General features: G+C 72.7%; 21 protein-coding genes. 9 read left to right on the top strand and 12 right to left on the bottom strand.

The window, feature by feature from the left end:
* Window positions 1–50: 50 nt before the first annotated feature.
* The 3 genes from IE245_RS12015 to IE245_RS12005 all read left to right on the top strand — a co-directional run bounded on the left by IE245_RS12015 (window position 51) and on the right by IE245_RS12005 (window position 2,929).
* Window positions 51–635 (top strand): TetR/AcrR family transcriptional regulator, encoded by a 585-nt coding sequence (locus IE245_RS12015; protein ID WP_189946796.1) that lies wholly within the window; start codon window positions 51–53, stop codon window positions 633–635.
* A gap of 93 nt (window positions 636–728) precedes the next feature.
* Window positions 729–2,087 carry an MFS transporter gene (locus tag IE245_RS12010; protein WP_189946795.1) on the top strand — a complete coding sequence of 453 codons (1,359 nt, stop codon included), beginning with the start codon at window positions 729–731 and terminating at the stop codon, window positions 2,085–2,087.
* 74 nt (window positions 2,088–2,161) lie between these two features.
* Window positions 2,162–2,929 (top strand): SDR family NAD(P)-dependent oxidoreductase, encoded by a 768-nt coding sequence (locus IE245_RS12005; RefSeq protein WP_189946794.1) that lies wholly within the window; start codon window positions 2,162–2,164, stop codon window positions 2,927–2,929.
* A 16-nt stretch (window positions 2,930–2,945) separates the two neighbouring features.
* Here the strand turns inward: IE245_RS12005 and IE245_RS12000 are convergent, their stop codons facing one another.
* A complete protein-coding gene (locus IE245_RS12000; RefSeq protein WP_189946793.1) occupies window positions 2,946–3,359 on the bottom strand; it encodes a VOC family protein in 414 nt (137 codons plus the stop codon).
* Window positions 3,360–3,450: 91 nt separating this feature from the next.
* A complete protein-coding gene (locus IE245_RS11995; RefSeq protein WP_189946792.1) occupies window positions 3,451–3,918 on the bottom strand; it encodes a group III truncated hemoglobin in 468 nt (155 codons plus the stop codon).
* A 390-nt stretch (window positions 3,919–4,308) separates the two neighbouring features.
* On the opposite strand from IE245_RS11995, the gene IE245_RS11990 reads away from it, so the two are divergent.
* On the top strand, window positions 4,309–5,469 hold the full coding sequence (locus IE245_RS11990; RefSeq protein WP_189946791.1) for a PhoX family protein: 1,161 nt from the start codon (window positions 4,309–4,311) through the stop codon (window positions 5,467–5,469).
* Here the strand turns inward: IE245_RS11990 and IE245_RS11985 are convergent.
* The 4 genes from IE245_RS11985 to IE245_RS11970 all read right to left on the bottom strand — a co-directional run bounded on the left by IE245_RS11985 (window position 5,439) and on the right by IE245_RS11970 (window position 12,205).
* Window positions 5,439–6,467, bottom strand: a complete 1,029-nt coding sequence (locus IE245_RS11985; RefSeq protein WP_189946790.1) for an ArsR/SmtB family transcription factor — start codon at window positions 6,465–6,467, stop codon at window positions 5,439–5,441. The two genes, IE245_RS11990 and IE245_RS11985, sit on opposite strands and share 31 nt — an antisense overlap.
* Before the next feature lie 497 nt (window positions 6,468–6,964).
* On the bottom strand, window positions 6,965–9,676 hold the full coding sequence (gene ppdK / locus IE245_RS11980) for a pyruvate, phosphate dikinase (protein ID WP_189946789.1): 2,712 nt from the start codon (window positions 9,674–9,676) through the stop codon (window positions 6,965–6,967).
* A 358-nt stretch (window positions 9,677–10,034) separates the two neighbouring features.
* Window positions 10,035–11,171: a tRNA dihydrouridine synthase DusB gene (gene dusB / locus IE245_RS11975; protein WP_189946788.1), complete on the bottom strand. Its 1,137-nt coding sequence runs from the start codon at window positions 11,169–11,171 to the stop codon at window positions 10,035–10,037.
* 161 nt (window positions 11,172–11,332) lie between these two features.
* Window positions 11,333–12,205, bottom strand: coding sequence for an MmyB family transcriptional regulator (locus tag IE245_RS11970; RefSeq protein WP_189946787.1), 873 nt, complete (start codon window positions 12,203–12,205; stop codon window positions 11,333–11,335).
* 101 nt (window positions 12,206–12,306) lie between these two features.
* Here IE245_RS11970 and IE245_RS11965 point away from each other — a divergent pair, with 101 nt between their 5' ends.
* Window positions 12,307–13,749 carry an MFS transporter gene (locus tag IE245_RS11965; RefSeq protein ID WP_373305311.1) on the top strand — a complete coding sequence of 481 codons (1,443 nt, stop codon included), beginning with the start codon at window positions 12,307–12,309 and terminating at the stop codon, window positions 13,747–13,749.
* 60 nt (window positions 13,750–13,809) lie between these two features.
* On the opposite strand, the gene IE245_RS11960 is transcribed toward IE245_RS11965, so the two are convergent.
* Together IE245_RS11960 and IE245_RS11955 are read right to left on the bottom strand one after the other, a co-directional pair.
* On the bottom strand, window positions 13,810–13,986 hold the full coding sequence (locus IE245_RS11960; protein ID WP_189946785.1) for a DUF6243 family protein: 177 nt from the start codon (window positions 13,984–13,986) through the stop codon (window positions 13,810–13,812).
* A 203-nt stretch (window positions 13,987–14,189) separates the two neighbouring features.
* Window positions 14,190–15,572: a glycine--tRNA ligase gene (locus tag IE245_RS11955; RefSeq protein ID WP_189946784.1), complete on the bottom strand. Its 1,383-nt coding sequence runs from the start codon at window positions 15,570–15,572 to the stop codon at window positions 14,190–14,192.
* A gap of 166 nt (window positions 15,573–15,738) precedes the next feature.
* Between IE245_RS11955 and IE245_RS11950 the strand changes: the two genes are divergently transcribed.
* The 4 genes from IE245_RS11950 to IE245_RS11935 are packed head-to-tail and all read left to right on the top strand — an operon-like array spanning window position 15,739 to window position 18,879.
* A complete protein-coding gene (locus IE245_RS11950) occupies window positions 15,739–16,737 on the top strand; it encodes a metal ABC transporter substrate-binding protein (RefSeq protein ID WP_189946783.1) in 999 nt (332 codons plus the stop codon).
* A gap of 9 nt (window positions 16,738–16,746) precedes the next feature.
* Entirely contained in the window at window positions 16,747–17,511 is a 765-nt protein-coding gene (locus IE245_RS11945) for a metal ABC transporter ATP-binding protein (protein ID WP_189946782.1), read from the top strand.
* Window positions 17,512–17,513: 2 nt separating this feature from the next.
* Window positions 17,514–18,410: a metal ABC transporter permease gene (locus IE245_RS11940; RefSeq protein ID WP_189946781.1), complete on the top strand. Its 897-nt coding sequence runs from the start codon at window positions 17,514–17,516 to the stop codon at window positions 18,408–18,410.
* A gap of 58 nt (window positions 18,411–18,468) precedes the next feature.
* Window positions 18,469–18,879: a Fur family transcriptional regulator gene (locus IE245_RS11935; RefSeq protein ID WP_189946780.1), complete on the top strand. Its 411-nt coding sequence runs from the start codon at window positions 18,469–18,471 to the stop codon at window positions 18,877–18,879.
* Window positions 18,880–18,943: 64 nt separating this feature from the next.
* Here IE245_RS11935 and IE245_RS11930 read toward each other — a convergent pair whose 3' ends face one another.
* The 4 genes from IE245_RS11930 to IE245_RS11915 form a co-directional block, all read right to left on the bottom strand.
* Window positions 18,944–19,492 carry a YcxB family protein gene (locus IE245_RS11930; RefSeq protein WP_189946779.1) on the bottom strand — a complete coding sequence of 183 codons (549 nt, stop codon included), beginning with the start codon at window positions 19,490–19,492 and terminating at the stop codon, window positions 18,944–18,946.
* A gap of 43 nt (window positions 19,493–19,535) precedes the next feature.
* Window positions 19,536–20,360, bottom strand: coding sequence for an isoprenyl transferase (locus IE245_RS11925; RefSeq protein ID WP_189946778.1), 825 nt, complete (start codon window positions 20,358–20,360; stop codon window positions 19,536–19,538).
* A 13-nt stretch (window positions 20,361–20,373) separates the two neighbouring features.
* The gene (gene recO, locus IE245_RS11920) at window positions 20,374–21,123 is read right to left on the bottom strand and encodes a DNA repair protein RecO (RefSeq protein ID WP_189946777.1); all 750 of its coding nucleotides are present in this window, start codon (window positions 21,121–21,123) and stop codon (window positions 20,374–20,376) included.
* Between the two features lie 64 nt (window positions 21,124–21,187).
* Window positions 21,188–21,403 carry a hypothetical protein gene (locus IE245_RS11915; protein WP_169084979.1) on the bottom strand — a complete coding sequence of 72 codons (216 nt, stop codon included), beginning with the start codon at window positions 21,401–21,403 and terminating at the stop codon, window positions 21,188–21,190.
* Window positions 21,404–21,991: the final 588 nt, after the last annotated feature.

The following is a 21,991-nucleotide window of genomic DNA, read 5'->3' as shown; positions in this document are numbered from 1 at the left end:
CGCCCCGAGAAAGCTTGACCGGTCGTTCCAGAAAGGCGTACGGTCCTCGCGTGGCCAGGACCAAGGAATTCGACCCCGGGGCCGCGCTCCAGGCGGCGCTCGACCTGTTCTGGGCGCGCGGCTACGAGGCGACGTCGATGGCGGACCTCGTGGAGCACCTCGGGATCGGCCGGGCCAGCCTCTACGCGACCTTCGGCAGCAAGCACGAGCTGTACCTGAAGGCGATGGACCGCTACCTGGAGACCCGGGACCCCCGGCTCGTCGAGGAGCTGTCCGCGCCGGGCCCGGCGCTGCCGGCCGTGCGGGCGCTCGTCCGCCGCTTCGCCGCCGAGGCGACGGCGGAGGGACTGCGCCTGAGCGGGTGTTTCGTCACCAACTCGGCGGCGGAGCTGGCCCCGCGCGATCCGGCGGTGGCCCGCCGGGTGGAGCTCAGCTGGGAGCAGATCGAGACCCTGCTGCACGCGGCGCTCACCCGGGCCCGCGCGCAGGGGGAACTGCCGGGGGACCGCGATCCGCGCGCCCTCTCCCGGATGCTCCTGGTCCTGCTCCAGGGGATCCGGGTGGTCGGCAAGGCGTCGACGGACCCGGCCAGGGTCCGGGACGCGGCGGAGGAGGCCCTGCGGCTGCTCGACTGAGCGGCCGGAAGGACGGGCGCCCTTGCGGGGGCGCCTTTTCTCGGGCCTCATTCTGGAACGTACGGTCAAATATGGAGGGTACGGGGGGACGGCATGACGACGTACGAGGGAACCGCGACACCGATCACGCCCCCGGGGGGCCACCGGGCTGCCCGCCGGGGATTCGCCCTGCTCGGGACCGTGCAGGCGACGCTCGTCTTCACGCTCGCCTCGCTCGCCGTGCCGCTTCCCCGGATCGCCGACGAATTCGGCCTGGACCAGGGGCGGTTGATCCTGCTCAGCGCCGCCTACGGGCTGACCTTCGCCGGGCTCCTGCTGCTCGGCGGCCGGCTCGCGGACCGGTACGGCGCCCGCCGGGCGCTCACCGCCGGACTGCTCCTCTTCGCCGCCGCCTCCGCGCTCGCCCCGCTCGCCCCCGGCTACGCCGCCCTGCTCGGCGCCCGCTTCGCGCAGGGCACCGGAGCCGCGCTCGTCGCCCCGGCCGCGATGGGCGCGCTGCGCGCCCTGTACCCCGGACCCGCCGCGTACGGACGGGCGATGGGCACCTGGGGCGGCCTCTCCGTGCTCGGCGCCACCGCCGGGAACCTGCTCTCCGGCGCCCTCACCGCCGCCGCCTCCTGGCGCGCCTCCTTCGCCGTGCCGGTCGCCGTCGCGCTCGCCGCCCTGCTCCTCGCGCCCCGGCTGCTGCCCGCCACCCCGCCCGGCGCGGACCGCGCCCTCGACCTGCCGGGCGCCCTGCTCGCCACCGCCGGGATCGTGCTCGCCAGCACCGGCCTGGTGCTGACCGACGCCCACCCGTGGGACTCCGCGCCCGTCCTCGTACCGCTGCTCGGCGGGCTCGCCCTGCTCGCCGGTTTCGCCCGCGCCGAACGCCGGGCCGCCGACCCGCTGCTCCCGCCGGACTTCCTGCGCGACCGGCGGCGGCTCCTCGGGCTCACCGCGATCGCGCTCACCGCCGCCGGCACCGCCACCGTCTTCGTCCTGCTCTCGCTCGACCTCCAGCGGCAGCGCGGTTACTCGGTCGCGCTCACCTCGGCCGCCTTCGTGCCCTTCGCCGCCGCGCTGCTCGGCGCCGGCCGGTGCGCGGGGCCGCTGCTCGGCCGGTACGGGCCCGGCCGGGTCACCGCCGCCGGACTCGGCGCGGCCGGTGCGGGGCTCGCGCTGCTCGCAACCGGCGCTGAACTCCCTTACGCGTACGGGCTGCTGCCCGGACTGCTCCTGCTGCCCGCCGGCGGGGCGCTCTCCTTCGCGGGCGCCGCCGTCCTCGCCACCGAACGGGTCCCGGCCGACCGGGCCGGGCTCGCCGGCGGCGTCCTGAACACGGCGATGGAGCTCGGGCCGACCGTGCTCTTCGCCGCCCTGCTCACCCTCGGCGGCCCGGCCGCGCCGCTCGCCGCGGCGGCGGCGCTCTTCGCCGCCCTCGCCCTCCTCACCGTCCGTCTCGCCACGTGACCGACGATTCCGCGCGGCCGGCGATTCCACTCGACCGGCGATTCCGACCGACCTCCGACGACAGGGGAGTTCCCATGTCCGCTTCCGCACGCTTCACCGGCCGTTCCGTCCTCGTCACCGGCGCCGGCTCCGGCCTCGGCCGGGAGATCGCCCGCGCCTTCGCCGCCGAGGGCGCGAGGGTGGTGGCCGCGGGACGCACGGCCGCGACCCTCGACGCGACCGTCGCCCTGATCGAGGCCGAGGGCGGTACCGCCACCGCCGTCACCGCCGACGTCACGGACCCCGCGTCCGCCCGCGCACTGGTCCGGAGCACGGTCGAGGCGTACGGCGGACTCGACGTCGCCGTCAACAACGCGGGGATCTTCCGGGGCGGGCACAGCGCCGCCGACTTCCCCCTCGACGACTGGCAGGCCCTGCTCGACACCAACGTCACCGGGGTCCTGAACGCCCTCCAGGCCGAGGTCGCCCACATGCGGGCGCACGGCGGCGGGGCGATCGTCAACATCTCGTCCAACCTGGGCGCGCACGTCCGGATCCCGGGCGTCTTCGGCTACCAGGTCTCCAAGGCGGCCGTCTCGGCGCTCACCCGTGCCGCGGCCCGCGACCACATCGCCGACGGGGTGCGGATCAACGCGGTCAGCCCCGGCGCCTCGGAGTCCACGATGTCGCTGCTGCCCGGCGAGACGGAGGCCGAGCGCGAGGTCCGGATGAAGGAGCAGTCGCCGCTCGGCAGGATCTCCTCGGCCGCCGAGATCGCGGCGGCCGTCCTCTACCTCGCGTCGGACGCGGCGGGCTCCGCCGTCGGCACGGACCTGGTGGTCGACGGCGGCGTCTCCGCCTGATCCCCGGCTCGGGCGCTCAGCCCTGCGTGGCGGCCGGGTCCATCCAGAAGACCTCCCAGTGGTGGCCGTCCGGGTCGGCGAAGGAACGGCCGTACATGAAGCCCATGTCCATGGCCTCCTTCGCCGGGCCGCCGCCCACCTCCAGGGCCCGGTCGGCCAGTTCGTCGGCCTTCTCGCGGCTCTCGGCGTTCAGGGTCAGCAGCACCTGGGTGGTGGCCGAGGCGTCGGCGATCGCCTTGCCCGGGGCGGTGAAGCCGGCGAACTTCTCCTCGGTGAGCAGCATGACGAAGATGGTGTCGCTGATCACCACACAGGCGGCGGTCTCGTCGCTGAACTGCGGGTTGATCGAGTAGCCGAGCTTCTCGTAGAAGGCCTTGCTGACGTCGAGGTCCTTCACGGGCAGGTTCACGAAGATCATCTGCGGGGCCATGGTCTGCTCTCTTCTCCGTCGTGCGGTGCTGTCGAGAGGTAGGACGGGCGGGGTGGCCCGAACTCATCGCTCCCCGGAGAAGTTTTTTCGCTCAGGAGGCCGAGCGCAGGGCGAGCGCCGCCAGCGGGACGAAACCGCCGGTCCCGCCGGAGGCCGCCTCGGCCTCCGCGCCGGGGCCGCCGAGCCGCCTCAGCATCGAGACGGCGATCCGCTCCCCCGTCGCCTTGGCCCGGTCCGCGAGCGGCCCCCGGTGGAGCCCGTCGACGGTGGCGTGCCAGAGCTGCACCCAGCGCCCGAAGTGGGCGGGGGTGAGCGGACGGGCGGAGTGCAGCGCCGCGTGCGGCGCGAAGGCGTCCCGCGCGTACGCGGCCGTACGGAACAGGGCCCGCTCCCAGAAGTCGGCGATGCGCGGGAGGTGGACCTCCAGGTCGGTGCCGGCGACCTCGGTGAAGAAGGGCCCCATGAGGGGATCGGCGAAGGCGGCCCCGTAGAAGCGGCGCAGCAGCACGTCGAGGTCGTCGCGGCCGCCGATGTCGGTGGGCTCCCGGATGTCGCGCATGCGTCCAGTCTGCCGGTCCCGGCCCCGCTCCCCCAGTGCCGAAGGTCCCGCCCGTGACTCCCTTCGCGGGTACGGGCGGCGGCACGCGCCCCGCCGGGAAGTCCTCGGACGAGGCCCTGACGGCGGCGACCGGGCGCGCACGGCGCGGGACGACCGCGGCCCGGACCCGGCGCGGGTCCGGGCGCCCGCGCGCCGGTGCCCGTCCACGGTGCGGGGCGACCATGGCGCGAACCCGGCGCTTCCCGTCCGCGCCGACTCCCCCGCCCCGCACGCGCCCCTTCCCCGTCACCGTTTGTTGATGCACAGTCAATTCCGCCCTCCTAGATTCCCCTCGCGCGACCCCGCCGCTGACCGGGCGGCGGGCGGTCACCACACCCCTGGAGAGAAGACGTGGAGCGACGCAGTTTCCTGCGCGGAGCGGTCATCGGCACGTCGGCGGCGGCCTTCGGCGGCACCCTGATGGCGGGCGCCGCCTACGCCGCCCCCGCCCAGCCCGGCGCCGGCCCCTACGGCGCGCTCGGCTCGGCGGACGCGAACGGCATCATGCTGCCGGCCGGATTCACCAGCCGCGTCATCGCCCGCTCGGGACAGACCGTCCCCGGCACCTCGTACACCTGGCACAACGCCCCCGACGGCGGCGCCTGCTACGCCGACGGCACCGGCTGGATCTACGTCTCCAACTCGGAGATCAACCCGAGCGGCGGCGCGAGCGCCGTGAAGTTCAACTCGGCCGGCACGATCACCGGCGCCTACCGCATCCTGTCGAACACCCGGCAGAACTGCGCGGGCGGCAAGACCCCGTGGAACACCTGGCTCTCCTGCGAGGAGGTCAGCCTCGGCTACGTCTACGAGACCGACCCGTACGGCGTGAACGCGGCCGTCCGCCGGGACGCCATGGGCCGCTTCAAGCACGAGGCCGCCGCCGCCGACCCGGTCCGCAAGGTCGTCTACCTGACCGAGGACGAGTCGGACGGCTGCTTCTACCGGTTCGTCCCGACCACCTGGGGGAACCTCTCCTCCGGCACCCTCCAGGTCCTCAAGGCCGGCACGGCCACCTCCGGCTCCTTCACCTGGCAGAACGTGCCGGACCCGGACGGCTCCCCGACCACCACCCGCACCCAGGTCTCCGGCGCGAAGAAGTTCAACGGCGGCGAGGGCTGCCACTACGCCGACGACAAGGTCTGGTTCACCACCAAGGGCGACAACCGCCTCTGGCAGCTGAACCTCACGAACAACACCTACGAACTCGCCTACGACGACTCGCTGGTGCCCGGCGGCGCCGCCCCGCTCACCGGCGTGGACAACGTCACCGGCTCCTCCTCCGGCGACCTGTTCATCGCCGAGGACGGCGGCAACATGGAGATCTGCCTGATCACGCCCGACGACACCGTCGCGCCGTTCCTGCGGATCACCGGCCAGTCCGGCTCCGAGATATGCGGCCCCGCCTTCTCGCCCGACGGCCGGCGGCTGTACTTCTCCAGCCAGCGCGGCACCACCGGCAGCTCCTCGGGCGGCATCACCTACGAGGTGACCGGCCCGTTCCGCGCGTAACAGCGCTCGTCACGACGCCGCTGGGCCTCGCCTCCCCCGAGGAGCGCGGCGCCCAGCGGCGTCAGCGTGTGCAGCACCGCGTTCCCGTGCCGGAGGGTCGCGATCAGCCCGGCCTCCCGCAGCACGCCCGTGTGCTGGCTGGCCGAGGCCGGCGAGACCCCGGCCCGGCGGGCCAGCTCGCTGGTCGTCCCGCCGTCCCCGATGGCCTGGAGGACCTCCGCGCGGGTCTGGCCCACCAGCTTCGCCAGCGAGGAGACGCGCGGCGGCCGGACCGTCGGCTCCTCCCCGTGGGTCACCGGGTAGACGAGCACCGGCGGCAGCGCCGGGTCCCGCAGCATCACCGGCGTGCCCCGGCAGAAGTACGAGGGCTGGAGCAGCAGCCCCCGCCCGTCCAGGTGCACGTCCCGGTCGACCGGGTACGCCGCCTCCAGGACCGGCGCCCGCCAGGTCAGCATCGGCGGCAGCGAGTCGAGGAGCTCCTCCGCGCCGCCGTCCAGGACGGCCCGGCCCCGCCGCGCCCGGTCCGCCTCCACCCGGGCCCGGATGTGCGCCCAGTACGGCTCCACGGCCGCCCGGTGATAGCTGCGCAGCGCCCCGAGGAGCCGGTCGAAGGGCTCCGTGCCGCCGTCGGCGAGGGCCCGCAGCGAGTGCGGCACGGTGCGGCCGCCCGAGCGGTCGGCCGCCAGCAGGGAGAGCTCCGAGCGGAGCCGGCCGGGCGGCGTCCCGCGGACCGCCCCCAGGCCGTCGTCGAGGCCGTGGAGGCCCTCCGCCGGGGTGAGGAAGTCGGGGAAATAGCCGCGGCTCGGGACGAGGGCGGCGAGCAGCCGGGTCTCCCCGCCGAGCCGCGCCCTGGTTTCCGTGCGCCATCCGCCGAACACCACCGGGCCGCGCCGGTCCCTTAAACGGTGAAAGCTGAGAATCGTTTCCCACAGGACGTCAGGACGGGCGGCGATCCGCACACCCGCCAGATCGTCCGCGGTGAAATGAATACGAAGCATGAAGTCCCCACCTGTGCACTCGCAACCACCCCGCGATCGAGTATGCACACCATCACAGCACGTTACCAGGGTGTTTCAGCCACAGATGAAAAGCATCGCGGCGAACACAGCCCAACGGAAATGCTGTGCGGGTCGGGCAGGAAACCTTCAGGACCGAGGTGACGTGGTGAAGACCGTGGGGGGCTTTGCCCGTCCGGCGGCGGTCGGCGAGGGTTGCGGCTCACCTGCCCGACACAGTGAAAAGGGAGCGGCCCCCGGGTGGGGATCCGGGGGCCGCGACCGAAACGCCCGCAAACACAGACGTTCAATTTCCAATAATTCAATGCGGACGTAATTACGCATGAAATTGACGTGAAAACGACGGGACGGACACCTCCGCACAAGGTGTCCGTCCCGTCTTTTTCGGTTCCGGGACCGCCGTCCGCCGGTGAGGGTTCGGAAGGGATGGCCGACGGCGGTCCCGGGGGCTCGGGGGGCCCGGCAGGCCCCTCGCGGGGTCAGCGGCTGTCGCTGCCCTTCGCCTCGGCCGCCGCGCGGCCGGCCTCCAGGCGCGCCACCGGGATCCGGAACGGCGAGCAGGAGACGTAGTCGAGGCCGACCTCGTGGAAGAAGTGCACCGACTCCGGGTCGCCGCCGTGCTCGCCGCAGACGCCGAGCTTGATGTCGGGGCGGGTGGCCCGGCCGGCCTGGACCGCGGAGCGGACCAGCGCGCCGACGCCGTCCTTGTCGATGGTCTCGAAGGGGCTGACGCCGAAGATGCCCTTCTCCAGGTAGGCCGTGAAGAAGCTGGCCTCCACGTCGTCGCGGGAGAAGCCCCAGACCGTCTGGGTGAGGTCGTTGGTGCCGAAGGAGAAGAACTCGGCGGCCTCGGCGATCTGGCCGGCGGTGACGGCCGCGCGGGGCAGCTCGATCATGGTGCCGAGCGCCAGCCTCAGCTCCACGCCGGTCTCCGCCTGGACCTCGGCGATGACCTGCTCGGCGTCCTCGCGGACGATCTCCAGCTCCTGGACGGTGCCGACGAGCGGGATCATGATCTCGACGCGCGGGTCGCCCTTGGCGTCGATCCGCTGGGCCGCGGCCTCGGCGATCGCCCGGACCTGCATGGTGAACAGGCCGGGGATGACCAGGCCGAGGCGGACGCCGCGCAGACCCAGCATCGGGTTCTGCTCGTGCAGCCGGTGCACGGCCTGGAGCAGGCGCAGGTCGTTCTCGTGCGGCTCCTTGCGGGACTCGGCGAGGGCGACGCGCACCGACAGCTCGGTGATGTCGGGCAGGAACTCGTGGAGCGGCGGGTCGAGCAGGCGGACCGTGACCGGCAGCCCGTCCATCGCCTCGAAGAGCTCGACGAAGTCGGCCTTCTGGAGCGGCAGCAGGGCCTTGAGGGCCTCGTCGCGCTCGGCGTCGGTGTCGGCGAGGATCAGGCGCTCGACGTACTGGCGGCGCTCGCCGAGGAACATGTGCTCGGTGCGGCACAGGCCGATGCCCTGGGCACCGAAGCGGCGGGCGCGGGAGGCGTCCTCGGCGTTGTCGGCGTTGGCGCGGACCCGCAGCCGGCGGACGCGGTCGGCGTAGGCCATGATCCGGTGGACGGCCTGGACCAGCTCGTCGGCGTCGTCGGCGCCGGCGTGCATGCGGCCCTCGAAGTACTCGACGACCGGGGACGGCACGACGGGCACCTCGCCGAGGTACACCTTGCCGGTGGAGCCGTCGATGGAGACGACGTCGCCCTCCTCGATGACCGCGCCGGAGGCGGTGGTCATGCGGCGGCGCTTGGTGTCGACCTCCAGCTCCTCGGCGCCGCAGACACAGGTCTTGCCCATGCCGCGGGCGACGACGGCGGCGTGCGAGGTCTTGCCGCCGCGCGAGGTCAGGATGCCCTCGGCGGCGATCATGCCGTCCAGGTCGTCCGGGTTGGTCTCGCGGCGGATCAGGATGACCTTCTCGCCGGACCGGGACCACTTGACGGCCGTGTACGAGTCGAAGACGGCCTTGCCGACGGCCGCGCCCGGGGAGGCGGCGATGCCGCGGCCGATCTGCTCGACCTTGGCGTTCTCGTCGAACTTCGGGAACATCAGCTGGGCGAGCTGGGCGCCGGTGACGCGCTGGAGCGCCTCGGCCTCGTCGATGAGGCCCTGGTCCACCAGCTGGGTCGCGATGCGGAAGGCGGCACCGGCGGTGCGCTTGCCGACGCGGGTCTGGAGCATCCAGAGCTGGCCGCGCTCGATGGTGAACTCGATGTCGCAGAGATCCTTGTAGTGGGTCTCCAGCGTCTCCATGATCTGCATGAGCTGGTCGTACGACTTCTTGTCGATCGACTCGAGCTCCGCGAGCGGCACGGTGTTGCGGATGCCGGCGACGACGTCCTCGCCCTGCGCGTTCTGCAGGTAGTCGCCGTAGACGCCCTGGTGGCCGGAGGCGGGGTCGCGGGTGAAGGCGACGCCGGTGCCGGAGTCCGGGCCGAGGTTGCCGAAGACCATGGAGCAGACGTTGACGGCGGTGCCGAGGTCGCCGGGGATGCGCTCCTGGCGGCGGTACAGCTTCGCGCGGTCGGTGTTCCACGAGTTGAAGACGGCCTCGATGGCGAGGTCCATCTGCTCGCGCGGGTCCTGCGGGAAGTCGCGGCCGGTCTCGGCCTTCACGATCTCCTTGAACCGCTCGACGACCTTCTTGAGGTCGGCGGCGTCCAGGTCGGTGTCGCTGGCGACCTTCTTCTCGGCCTTGGCCTCGTCGAGGGCGTCCTCGAAGAGCTCGCCGTCGACGCCGAGGACGGTCTTGCCGAACATCTGGATGAGGCGGCGGTACGAGTCCCAGGCGAAGCGCTCGTTGTCGGCCTGGCGGGCGAGGCCGGTGACGGACTCGTCGGAGAGGCCGATGTTGAGGACCGTGTCCATCATGCCCGGCATGGAGAACTTGGCGCCCGAGCGGACCGAGACGAGCAGCGGGTCGTCGGCCTGGCCGAGCTTCTTGCCCATCTTCTGCTCGAGGGCGTCGAGGTGGGCCGTGACCTCGTCGCGCAGGGCGACGGGCTCCGAGCCGGACTCGAGGTAGACCTTGCACGCCTCGGTGGTGATCGTGAAGCCGGGGGGGACCGGGAGGCCGAGGTTGGTCATCTCGGCGAGGTTGGCCCCCTTGCCACCGAGCAGGTCCTTCAGGTCCCTGTTGCCCTCGGTGAAGTCGTACACGAACTTCTGATCATTGTTTTCCGACACGGGTCCCGACTCCTCGACGACTCGGTTGGCTGCCCTGACGGCGAGGAACATACCCAGATCGAAGGCTTCTGGGGAGGTACGCCTACCGGTCACACGGCCGTAACCACCCGTCCGCCCCCACTTCGAAAGTTACCGATGCGAAGCTTCCGCATTCACGCCCCGAAGCCCGCTTGACCCAATCCAGGGACAACACGCTCAGATGAGCGACTTCCCTGCGCATTTGCGTTCAACTCTTGAACACAAAAGGGGTGGCACCCAGTGCCACCCCTTCAAGGCGTACAACCCTCGGCAAGCTGCTCATCTGAGCACCACCCCCCTCAAGGGTGGCGAGGATCACTCGCCCGGTCGCTCGGAAATCTCAGCCCCCGGACGTGTCCAGCTCCGCGTCCTCACTCACGCCGGCGCAGTCGTACGGGTCCTTCAACCAGCCGTCCGGCAGGACGACCCGGTTGTTTCCGGACGTACGGCCCCGGGGGCCGTCCGCCCCGGCCGGCCACGGCTGGTCCAGGTCCAGCTCGCTCAACTGAGCGCTCAGCTCCTCCAGGGACGAGGTGATCGCGAGCCGCTTCCGCATCTCCGAACCGACCGAGAACCCCTTCAGGTACCAGGCCACGTGCTTGCGGAAGTCGATGACACCGCGCGACTCGTCGCCGATCCACTCCCCGAGCAGCGTCGCGTGGCGCACCATCACCTCCGCGACCTCCCGGAGCCCCGGCGTCCGGTACCCCCCGGTGCCCTCCAGACCGGCCACCAGGTCCGCGAAGAGCCAGGGGCGGCCCAGGCAGCCGCGTCCCACGACGACGCCGTCGCAGCCGGTCTCGCGCATCATCCGCACCGCGTCGTCCGCCGACCAGATGTCGCCGTTGCCGAGCACCGGGATCTCCGGCACGTGCTCCTTGAGCCGCGCGATCGCGTCCCAGTCGGCCGTGCCGCCGTAGTGCTGCGCCGCCGTCCGCCCGTGCAGGGCGATCGCCGTCACGCCCTCCTCGACCGCGATCCGGCCCGCGTCGAGATAGGTGATGTGGTCGTCGTCGATGCCCTTGCGCATCTTCATCGTGACCGGCAGGTCGCCGGCGTTCGTCACGGCCTCGTGGAGGATCGCGCGCAGCAGCGGCCGCTTGTACGGCAGCGCCGAGCCACCGCCCTTGCGGGTCACCTTGGGCACCGGGCAGCCGAAGTTCAGGTCGATGTGGTCGGCGAGGTCCTCGTCGACGATCATCCGCACCGCCTTGCCGACGGTGACCGGGTCCACCCCGTACAGCTGGATCGAGCGCGGCTTCTCGGTCTCGTCGAAGCGGATGAGCTGCATCGTCTTCTCGTTGCGCTCCACCAGCGCCCGTGTCGTGATCATCTCGCTCACGAAGAGGCCCTTGCCACCGGAGAACTCGCGGCAGAGGGTGCGGAAGGGGGCGTTGGTGATGCCGGCCATGGGGGCGAGCACCACCGGGGGCTGCACGAGGTGCGGGCCGATGGAGAGGGGGGAGAACGCGGTCATGGCCCCATTGTCCCGTACCGCGGGGAGCGGCCGTCGGGCGTACGCCCCCGCCCCGCCCGCGCCCGGGCCCGGGGGCCCCGCGTCCGCGCCACCGCCTCGTCCGCGTCACCGCCCCGGCCGAGCCCGGGGCCCCGCGTCCGCGCCACCGCTCCCCGTACGCCTCAGGCGGCGGCCCGGGCGTCCCGTTCCCCGGTCACCAGCCCCAGGAGCCGGGCGCAGCCGGCCCGGGTCTCCTCGTCCAGCGGCACGTACGTGACGAGGACGGGTCCGGGGCCGGGCTGGAGCCAGAGGTTGGTGTGCTCGAAGCTCAGTGGCCCGACGAGCGCGTTCCGGACGACCTTGGCCATGCTCCCGGAGGAGACGACGTCGTGCCGGGCCCAGACCTCGCGGAACTCGGGCGAGGCCGCTTCGAGCCGCTGGACCAGCCGCTTCCAGGCGGGTTCGGCCAGGCAGCCGGCCATCCGGGCGCGCAGCTTGCCCGCGAGGCGGGCGATCAGGTCGGGGTCGGTGACGGCGGCCCGGAACTCGGGGTCGGTGCAGGCGAGCCAGAGCGTGTTGCGGTCCTCCGGCGGCAGCGCGTCGAGGTCGCGGAAGAGCCGCCCGAAGACGCGGTTGTGGGCGAGGATGTCGAAGCGGCTGTTCTGGACGGCGGCGGGCACGGGCTCCAGCTGGTCGAGCATCGCCCGCACGGCGGGCGTGACGGCCGGACTGGGCAGGCCGGGCCGGGGGTCGGGCTGTCCGGCGAGGGCGAAGAGGTGGGCGCGCTCGGTCGGGTCGAGGAGGAGGGCCCCGGCGAGGGCGTCGAGGACCTGCGGGGAGACCTGGATGTCACGGGCCTGCTCGATCCACGTGTACCAGGTCACGCCGACGGCGGAGAGCTGGGCGACCTCCTCGCGGCGCAGGCCGGGGGTGCGGCGCCGGCGGCCCCGGACCAGGCCGACCTGTTCGGGGGCGACGCGCTCGCGCCGGCTGCGCAGGAAGGCGGCGAGTTCCCGCCGCCGGGCCTCCGGCCCGGTCGTCACGACGATGCTCATGATCCCAGCGTGCCCGTCCGCGGAGTCCGGTGCCAGGCAGTTCTGGTACCAGGACAAGAAGACTCTGGTACCAGGCAGGCGGGACGCCGAAGGTCGGAGACGTGACCACGACGACCCACCGCTCCCCCACCCGTCCCTCTCCCCCCGTCCCGGGCGCCCCGGCGTCGGCCCTCGGCTCCCTGGGCCTCTTCACCGTCCTGCTGGGGGCCGCGCTGCCCCTGGTCGACTTCTTCATCGTCAACGTCGCCCTGCCGTCGATCGGCGGCGACCTCGGCGCGGACGAGTCGCTCCTCGAACTGGTCGTGGCCGGATACGGCCTCGCGTACGCCGTGCTGCTGGTGCTCGGCGGCCGGCTCGGCGACCTCTTCGGCCGGCGCCGGCTCTTCCTCGCGGGCCTGGTGGCCTTCGGCGTGACGTCCCTGCTCTGCGGCCTCGCTCCGAGCGCCTGGGCCCTGGTCGCGGCCCGGGTGGCACAGGGTGCCACCGCGGCGCTGCTGCTGCCGCAGGTGCTCGCGACCCTTCACTCCTCGACGACGGGCGCCCGCCGGGCGCGGGCGATCGGGCTGTACGGGGCGACCACCGGGCTCGCGTTCGTCACCGGTCAGATCCTGGGCGGCCTGCTGGTCGCCGCGGACCTGGCGGGGCTCGGCTGGCGGGCGGTCTTCCTGGTGAACGTGCCGGCGGTGCTGCTCGTCCTGCCGCTGGCGCTCCGCACGGTCCCGGAGACCCGGGCGGCGGCCCCGGCGCCCCTGGACGTGCGGGGCACGGTCCTCCTGGCCCTGGCCCTGGTGTCGCTGCTCGCCCCGCTGACGGAGGGCAGGGCGGCGGGGTGGCCGCTGTGGACGTGGGGCGCGCTCGCCGCGTTCCCGCTGCTCGCGGCGGCGTTCTGGCGCACGGAGCGGCGCACGGAGCTCCGGGGCGGCACCCCGCTGGTCCCGCCGTCCCTCCTCCGCCTGATCCCGCTCCGCCGGGGCCTCGTGCTCGTCCTGCCCCTGTCGGGCGGCTTCGGCGGCTTCATCCTGGTGATCGCGATCGCCCTCCAGCAGGGCCTGGAACTCGGACCGGTCGCCTCGGGCGCGGCCCTCGCGCCGATGGCGCTCGCCTTCTTCGCCGCCTCGCTCGCGGGCCCGCGCCTGGTGGCCCGCTGGGGCACCCGGGTCGTCCCGGCGGGCGCCCTGCTCCAGGCGGCCGGCCTCGGCGCGATGGCGTGGACGGCCTGGTCCTCCTGGCCGGACGTCACCCCGTGGACGCTGGCGCCGGGCATGGCGGTGGCGGGCCTCGGCCAGGGGCTCCAGCTGCCGGTCCTCTTCCGAGTGGTCCTCGCCGAGGTGCCGGCGGACCGGGCGGGCGTGGGCAGCGGGGTGATGGTGACGACCCAGCAGGCGGCGCTCGCGCTGGGCGTGGCGACGCTGGGCTCGCTCTTCCTGACGCTGGCGGCGACGGCCCCGATGGGCACGGCCCTGGCGGCGACCCTCCTCGTCCAGCTGGCCCTGGCCCTCCTCACCGGCCTGTACGCCCTCCGTCTGCCGAGGGCGACGGCCTGAGCGGACACGACGGAGGGCCCGGACCGCTGGTGTGCGGCCCGGGCCCTCCGGTGCGGGTGACTACTCGGCGGCGCCGTCCTGGTTGCGCTCGCGCATCTTCCGGAGAAGGTCCTGCTTCTTCTCCTCCGCGGAGCGGCGGTCGGCGGCGCGGCCCTGCCGGGCGCCGTTCTGTTCGGCGCGGGACAGCTTCTTGCGCTGTCCGCCGACGCCGAGGAGGTTGTTACGGCCCTTGGCCATGGGGTGCTCCCCTTCGGTGAGGTGTGCGGTGGTCGTCGGTCCGCCGGAGCGGCGCCGCTCTCACTCGTAGATCGGGAGGTGTGCGTGCATGCCCGCACGGTAGCGGGGCGGTCGGCACCGGTGCACCCGGTTTTCCGTCCCGTGACGCGGGAAGCCCCCGGTCCGGGATCGGACCGGGGGCTTCCCGCAGGCGTACGGCCGGGTCAGCAGCCGATGAGGCGGGTGGCGAGGTAGCCCTGGATCTGGTCGAGGGAGACGCGCTCCTGCTTCATGGTGTCGCGCTCGCGCACGGTCACCGCGTTGTCCTCGAGGGTGTCGAAGTCGACGGTGATGCAGTACGGGGTGCCGATCTCGTCCTGGCGGCGGTAGCGGCGGCCGATGGCGCCGGCGTCGTCGAAGTCGATGTTCCAGTTCTGCCGCAGGTCCGCCGCGAGGCCCTTGGCCTTCGGGGAGAGCTGCGCGTTGCGGGAGAGCGGCAGGACGGCGGCCTTGACCGGGGCCAGGCGGTGGTCGAGGCGCATGACGACGCGCTTCTCCATGACGCCCTTGGCGTTGGGGGCCTCGTCCTCGGTGTACGCGTCGAGGAGGAAGGCGAGCATGGTGCGGCCGACACCGGCGGCGGGCTCGATGACGTACGGCGTGTAGCGCTCGCCGGACTCCTGGTCCAGGTACGTCAGGTTGGCGCCGGACGCCTTGGAGTGGGCGGTCAGGTCGTAGTCGGTGCGGTTGGCGACGCCCTCCAGCTCGCCCCACTCGCTGCCGCCGAAGGAGAAGCGGTACTCGATGTCGGCGGTGCGCTTCGAGTAGTGGGAGAGCTTCTCCTGCGGGTGCTCGTACCAGCGCATGTTCTCCTCGCGCAGGCCGAGGCCGGTGTACCAGTTCCAGCGCTGCTGCATCCAGTACTCCTGCCACTGCTCGTCCTCGCCCGGCTTGACGAAGAACTCCATCTCCATCTGCTCGAACTCGCGGGTCCGGAAGATGAAGTTGCCCGGAGTGATCTCGTTCCGGAAGGACTTGCCCATCTGCGCGATGCCGAACGGGGGCTTCTTGCGCGCGGTCGTCTGCACCTGGGCGAAGTTGGTGAAGATGCCCTGGGCGGTCTCGGGACGCAGGTAGGCGACGGAGCCGGAGTCCTGGGTCGGGCCGAGGTGGGTGGAGAGCAGGCCCGAGAAGTTCTTCGGCTCGGTGAAGGTGCCCTTGTTGCCGCAGTTGGGGCAGTTGAGGTCGGCGAGGCCGTTCTCGGGGAGGCGGCCGTGCTTCTCCTCGTACGCCTCCTCCAGGTGGTCGGCGCGGAAGCGCTTGTGGCAGGAGGTGCACTCGGTCAGCGGGTCGGTGAAGGTCGCGACGTGACCGGAGGCCTCCCAGACCTCGGTCGCCAGGATGACCGACGAGTCGATGCCGACGACGTCCTCGCGCGAGGTGACCATGTAACGCCACCACTGGCGCTTGATGTTCTCCTTGAGCTCGACGCCCAGGTGCCCGTAGTCCCAGGCGGCGCGCTGACCGCCGTAGATCTCACTGCAGGGGAAAACGAAGCCACGGCGCTTGCTCAGGCTGACGATGGTGTCGATCTTGTCGGCGGCCACGGTGCTCTCTTCATTACGACGACGAAGTGCGAATGCCACAGGTTACCGGCGCCCATGGGCCCCGTATCAAATCGGTAGGCCGGTGGCTCCGGGGTGGCCGGGACCACAGCCCGGAGCCGCCCCGGGCAATTGACAACCGTTTCCAATTTTGTTGAAAATGAGTGTCATGAACGTACGCCGTCTGATACCCACCACCGCCGTCGCCGGAGCCGTCACCCTCGGCCTCGTCACCCTCACCGCCTGCGGCGGGACCTCCGACGCGGCGGACAAGGGGAGCGCCGGCAAGCTGGACGTCGTCGCGTCCTTCTACCCCATGCAGTACCTGGCCGAGCAGATAGGCGGCGGCCACGTGGCCGTCACCACGCTCACCAAGCCCGGCGTCGAACCCCACGACCTGGAGCTCAAGCCGAAGCAGATCGGCGAGCTCGGCGAGGCCGACGTCCTCCTCTACCTCAAGGGCATCCAGCCCGCCGTCGACGAGGCCATCGCCCAGGCCGGCGTGAAGACCACTGTCGACGCCTCGACCCTCACCACCCTCGAAGCCCACGGCACCGGCGCCGGCGAAGGCCACGACCACGCCCACGAAGGCGAGGAGCACGCCGAGGAGGAGTCCCACGAGGGCCACGACCACGGCTCCGAGGCCGGCGCCGACCCGCACGTCTGGCTCGACCCCGTGAAGTACGCCGAGGTCGCCAAGGGCGTCGGCGCCGCCTTCGAGAAGGCCGACCCGGACCACGCCGCCGACTACAAGGCGAACACCGCCGCCCTGGTGAAGAAGCTCGGCGACCTGAACACCGCGTTCGAGACGGGCCTGAAGGACACCACGACCCGCACCTTCATCACCACCCACTCCGCCTTCGGCTACCTCGCCGAGCGCTACCACCTGGACCAGGAGGGCATCTCCGGCGTCGACCCCGAGTCGGAGCCGAGCCCCGCCCGCATCAAGGAGCTCCAGGACATCGCGAAGGCCGACAAGGTCACCACCGTCTTCTTCGAGACCCTCGCGAGCGACAGGACCGCGAAGACCCTGGCACAGGACACCGGTCTGAAGACCGACGTCCTCGACCCGCTGGAGGGAATCACGGACGGGTCCCGGGGCGATGACTACATCGAGGTCATGCAGGCCAACCTCGCCGCCCTGAAGACCGCGCTCGGCGCCAAGTAGGAGACACCCGTGAACGACGACCCCGTCATCTCCGTCCGCGGAGCCACCGCCGCGCTCGGTGCCCGCCCCGTGCTGCGGGGCGTCGACCTCACCGTCGGCCGCGGCGAGGTCGTCGCCCTGCTCGGCGCCAACGGCTCCGGCAAGTCCACCGCCGTCCGCGCGGTCATCGGCCAGGTGCCGCTGACCGGCGGCTCCATCGAGCTGTTCGGCACCGACCGGAAGCGGTTCCGCGACTGGGCCCGCATCGGCTACGTCCCCCAGCGCACCACCGCCGCGAGCGGCGTCCCCGCCACCGTCCGCGAGGTCGTCGCCTCGGGCCGGCTCGCCCGCCGCAGGTTCGGCTGGGCGACCCGGGCCGACAGGGCCGCCGTGCAGCGGGCCATGGAGCTGGTCGGCCTCGCCGACCGTGCCAAGGACGCCGTCACCGCCCTCTCCGGCGGCCAGCACCAGCGGGTCCTCATCGCCCGCGCGCTCGCCTCCGAACCCGACCTCCTGATCATGGACGAGCCGATGGCCGGCGTGGACCTCGGCAGCCAGGAGATCCTCGCCGCCACCCTGCGCGAACAGGTCGCCGGCGGCACCTCGGTCCTCCTCGTCCTGCACGAACTGGGCCCCCTGGAGCCGCTGATCGACCGGGCCGTCGTCCTGCGCGACGGCTGCGTCGTCCACGACGGCCCGCCCCCGAAGGCCGTCGGCCAGCACGCGCTGCCCGGCCACGACCACGTCCACCCCCACGCGGCCGACGAGCCGCTCCGCACGGGACTGCTGAGCTGACCATGGACTTCCTCGAACCTGCCTTCATGCAGCGGGCGCTCCTCGCGGCCGTCCTCGTCGGCATCACCGCCCCCGCCGTCGGCATCTACCTCGTCCAGCGCCGCCAGGCGCTGATGGGCGACGGCATCGGTCACGTGGCGATGACCGGCGTGGGCCTCGGCTTCCTGCTCAACTCCAGCCCGGTGTGGACGGCGACCCTCGTCGCCATCGCGGGCTCGGTCGTGATGGAGCTGATCCGGGCGTACGGCAAGACCCGCGGCGACCTGGCGCTCGCGCTGCTGTTCTACGGCGGCATGGCTGGCGGCGTCATGCTGACCAGCCTCTCGACGACCGGCTCCAACGCCAACCTGACCTCGTACCTCTTCGGCTCGCTCTCCACGGTCTCGTCGGAGGACGTCACCGCGATCGCGCTGCTCGCCGCCTTCGTCGTCCTCGTCACCGTCGGCCTGCGCCGGCAGCTCTTCGCCGTCAGCCAGGACGAGGAGTTCGCCCGCGTCACCGGCCTGCCGGTGCGGCTGCTCAACCTGCTGGTCGCGATCACCGCCGCCGTCACCGTGACCGTCGCGATGCGGGTCGTCGGCCTGCTCCTGGTCAGCGCGCTCATGGTGGTCCCGGTCGCGGCGGCCCAGCAGCTGACCCGGTCCTTCAAGGCCACCTTCGTGCTCGCCGTCCTCATCGGCACCGGCGTCACCCTGTCCGGCACGATCACCTCGTACTACCAGGACGTACCGCCGGGCGCGACGATCGTGCTCCTCGCGATCGGCGTCTTCATCGCCCTGGCCGTCCTGGCGACACCGCTCGCCCGGCGGCGGGCCCGGACCGCCGAACGGGCGTCGGCGGAGTGCGACGCCCGCTGCGTGCCGGACACCCGGCGACCGGCCGACGACGTCAGGGTCTGACCCGGCCCAGGGGGGACTGGCAGAATGACGGGGGCAACGGATACATCAAGGAGGCCCCGTGGCGACGGCAGGACCCCCCGTACGCGGCCGCTCGACCAGGCAGCGCGCCGCCGTGTCGGCCGCGCTGAGCGAGGTGGACGAGTTCCGCAGCGCCCAGGAGCTGCACGACATGCTCAAGCACCGCGGCGACTCCGTCGGCCTGACGACCGTCTACCGCACCCTCCAGTCCCTGGCGGACGCGGGCGAGGTGGACGCGCTGCGCACCAGCGACGGGGAGACGGTCTACCGCCGCTGCTCGTCCGACGACCACCACCACCACCTCGTCTGCCGCGCCTGCGGCAAGGCCGTCGAGGTCGAGGGCCCGATGGTGGAGCAGTGGGCGGAGACGGTCGCGGCGGAGCACGGCTTCGTGAACGTGGCGCACACCGTCGAGATCTTCGGCACCTGCGCGGAGTGCGCGGCGAAGTGAGCCGATGGCCGGCCCGCGCGAGGGCCCGCACCGGACGGCGTCCGGTGCGGGCCCTCGCGCGCCGTCAGACGCGGGCGCCGTGCCGGTCGAGCAGGGCGCGGAGCCGCTCGGCGTCGGCGGGGCCGGCGAGGCCGTGCTTGGGCAGGTAGGCGAAGCCGGAGCCGGTCCTCCGGGGCGTGAGCAGCACGAAGAGCCGGTCGGTCTCCACGTACCGCGGCAGCATCGGCCAGCGGATGAGCTGCTCGACGTCCCGGGCGGTCCACCGGCCGCCCTCGGCGTCGACGACGGCCCGGGCCTCGCCCTGCGCGCGGACGGCGAGGAAGACCGCCCGTGCCACGACCGGGCCCATCAGCCGGGCCACGGCGACGGCGGCGGCGCCGAGCCCCGCCGTCCGGGCCACCGTCCCCGGGTCCGGCTCGCCCGGGAGCAGCAGCTCCAGGGCGGCGGCGAGGAAGGCCAGGGCGGCGGAGCCGTACGCGGCCCGGCGCAGCACCCGCCACCAGCGGGCGGCGTCCAGGGTGACGCCCACCGCCTCGCGCACGTCGGCGAGGACGGGGAGGCAGGTGAGCTCGATCCGGTCGTGGAGCGTGGGGTCGTCCGTGGTCCCGTTCACGCGCCGGATCGTGGCGTCACCCGCGGCGGCCCCTCCCCCGGCCTCAGGCCTTGTCGAGGACGGCGAGGTCCGCCGGGTCGACGCCGCCGAAGCGGCGGTCGCGCTGGGCGTACTCGACGCAGGCGCGCCACAGGTCGCGGCGGTCGAAGTCGGGCCACAGGACGTCCTGGAAGACCATCTCGGCGTACGCGCTCTGCCAGATCAGGTAGTTGGAGGTGCGCTGCTCGCCGCTGGGCCGCAGGAAGAGGTCGACGTCCGGCATGTCCGGGTAGTACAGGTACTTCTGGATCGTCTTCTCGGTGATCTTCGCCGGGTCGAGGCGGCCGGCCTTCACGTCCTCGGCGAGCGCCTGCGCCGCGTCCGTGAGCTCGGCGCGCCCGCCGTAGTTCATGCAGAAGTAGAGCGTGAGCTTCGTGTTGTCCTTGGTCTGCTCCTGGGCGACCTGGAGCTCCTTGGCGACCGACTTCCACAGCTTGGGCATGCGGCCCACCCAGCGGACCCGGATGCCGAGCTCGTCGAGCTGGTCGCGGGTCTTGCGGATGAAGTCGCGGTTGAAGTTCATCAGGAAGCGCACCTCCTCGGGGGAGCGCTTCCAGTTCTCCGTGGAGAAGGCGTAGAGCGAGATCGCGCCGACGCCCATCTCGATCGCGCCCTGGAGCACGTCGATCACCTGCTCGGCGCCGACCTTGTGTCCCTCGGTGCGGGGCAGCCCGCGCTCCTTGGCCCAGCGGCCGTTGCCGTCCATGACGATCGCGACGTGCTCCGGCACGAGCTCGGCCTGGAGCTTCGGCGGGCGGGCGCCGGACGGGTGCGGCTCGGGGGTCCTGTACTCCCGACGCTGGCGCCCGAGGAGTCGTGCGATGGCCATGACGTGGTCTCTCCTAGCTTTTCTCTACGTACCGCAGGGAGCGCAGGCCGCGCTCCAGGTGCCAGTGCAGATAGGCGGACACGAGTCCGCTGCCCTCCCTGACGTGACGCGGCTCGCACGCGTCCGCCGTCGCCCAGTCGCCGGTGAGCAGGGCGCTGAGCAGGCCGATGGCCTCCGCCGAGGGTACGACGCTTCCGGGCACCCGGCAGTCGCCGCATATGACGCCGCCCGCGGCGACCGAGAAGAAGCGGTGGGGGCCGTCGAGTCCGCACTTCGCGCAGTCCGAGAAGCTGGGCGCGTAGCCGTTGACGGCGAGGGAGCGGAGGAGGAAGGCGTCGAGGACGAGGTGGGGGGCGTGCTCGCCGCGGGCGAGAGTCCGCAGTCCGCCGACGAGCAGGAGGTACTGCTGGACGGCCGGCTCGCCCTCGTGGTCGGTGAAGCGCTCCGCCGTCTCCAGCATGGCGGTGCCGGCGGTGTAGCGGGCGTAGTCGGTGACGATGCCGCCGCCGTACGCGGCGATGGTCTCGCTCTGGGTGCAGAGCGGCAGGCCGCGGCCGACGAGCTCGCTGCCCCGGGCGAAGAACTGCACGTCCACGTGGGAGAAGGGTTCGAGCCGTGCCCCGAACTTCGACTTGGTCCGCCGCACCCCGCGCGCGACGGCCCGCACCCGCCCGTGGCCGCGCGTGAGGATCGTGATGATGCGATCCGCCTCGCCCAGCTTCTGGGTGCGCAGCACGACGCCGTCGTCACGGAACAGGCTCATGGACCCCATTCTCCCGTACGCGGGCGGCGGCGCGGGCCGCCCGTCCTCAGGGGGCCTCGCCGCTTCAGGGCACCTCGCCGCGGCTGCGGGCGTTGGCGTGGGCGGTGGCGGCGCTGAGGCGCTCCGCGGAGGTGGCCTCGCGGACCTCCTCGGGGGCCACGTCCCACTCGCGTCCGCCGCCGAGCGGGCGGATCTGGACGTAGGGGCCCTCGTGGCCCATCACCCTCGCGACCCTCCCGGTGCGGATCTCCACGACGTACGCACCGATCTGCAGTGCCATGACCGGCCCTCCTCCCCGGCGGCGCCGGGCCGGCGGGGTGCGCCGGCCGGGCCACCGTGCGGTGTCCCTGTGCGAACGAGCGGCCGAGGGGACGACGGAGCGGCGGAGCCGGCTGCCGCCGGGCCCGGGCGGAGGGGATTCCCTCCGCGCCGCTCCCGCGCAATTCCGGCTCCGCGCCGCGCTCGCTCCGACTTCCCCCGTGGTCGTTCTCCTCTGGTGTCTTCCTTCACCAACGTATGCCTTTCTGAATCCATTTCCCGCTTCCCCACTCCAGGGTGGTCCGTGCTCCGTAGAATCGTGGGCGCACCAACGGAGTTCGGGGCGTTCCCGCACGCCACCGGGGGCGGGATGTTCGAGCGGATGATTCGATTCGCGGCCGTCGGGTCGGCCGTGGAATCGCTGAAGTCCCGTAAATCCGGCGGATTGTCGAACTGTCGTCCCGGGGCATCGTGAAATTGTTCGCGAAACCCTCGGTTTTCGCTCCGGCGTGCACTGGGGGCGCGCGAAGGGAGCGCGCGGGGCGGCCCGATCGGGCGGCCCCCGGGACGCGGGCGTGGTGCGGGGCGGGCCGGTGCCCCTACGATCGGC

The sequence above is a fragment of the Streptomyces roseolus genome, assembly GCF_014649855.1.
In the GTDB taxonomy this organism is placed as follows: Bacteria; Actinomycetota; Actinomycetes; order Streptomycetales; family Streptomycetaceae; genus Streptomyces; species Streptomyces roseolus.
This window is presented reverse-complemented; position numbering and strand designations above follow the sequence as displayed.

Coding starts and splice junctions, on each gene's coding strand:
- IE245_RS11915 (WP_169084979.1), bottom strand. CDS start 21,403: ATGGCACTGCAGATCGGTGCGTACGTCGTGGAGATCCGCACCGGGAGG.
- IE245_RS11940 (WP_189946781.1), top strand. CDS start 17,514: ATGGACTTCCTCGAACCTGCCTTCATGCAGCGGGCGCTCCTCGCGGCC.
- IE245_RS11950 (WP_189946783.1), top strand. CDS start 15,739: ATGAACGTACGCCGTCTGATACCCACCACCGCCGTCGCCGGAGCCGTC.
- IE245_RS11995 (WP_189946792.1), bottom strand. CDS start 3,918: ATGCGCGACATCCGGGAGCCCACCGACATCGGCGGCCGCGACGACCTC.
- IE245_RS11925 (WP_189946778.1), bottom strand. CDS start 20,360: ATGGCCATCGCACGACTCCTCGGGCGCCAGCGTCGGGAGTACAGGACC.
- IE245_RS11985 (WP_189946790.1), bottom strand. CDS start 6,467: ATGCTTCGTATTCATTTCACCGCGGACGATCTGGCGGGTGTGCGGATC.
- IE245_RS12005 (WP_189946794.1), top strand. CDS start 2,162: ATGTCCGCTTCCGCACGCTTCACCGGCCGTTCCGTCCTCGTCACCGGC.
- dusB (WP_189946788.1), bottom strand. CDS start 11,171: ATGACCGCGTTCTCCCCCCTCTCCATCGGCCCGCACCTCGTGCAGCCC.
- IE245_RS12010 (WP_189946795.1), top strand. CDS start 729: ATGACGACGTACGAGGGAACCGCGACACCGATCACGCCCCCGGGGGGC.
- IE245_RS12000 (WP_189946793.1), bottom strand. CDS start 3,359: ATGGCCCCGCAGATGATCTTCGTGAACCTGCCCGTGAAGGACCTCGAC.
- recO (WP_189946777.1), bottom strand. CDS start 21,123: ATGAGCCTGTTCCGTGACGACGGCGTCGTGCTGCGCACCCAGAAGCTG.
- IE245_RS11970 (WP_189946787.1), bottom strand. CDS start 12,205: ATGAGCATCGTCGTGACGACCGGGCCGGAGGCCCGGCGGCGGGAACTC.
- IE245_RS11960 (WP_189946785.1), bottom strand. CDS start 13,986: ATGGCCAAGGGCCGTAACAACCTCCTCGGCGTCGGCGGACAGCGCAAG.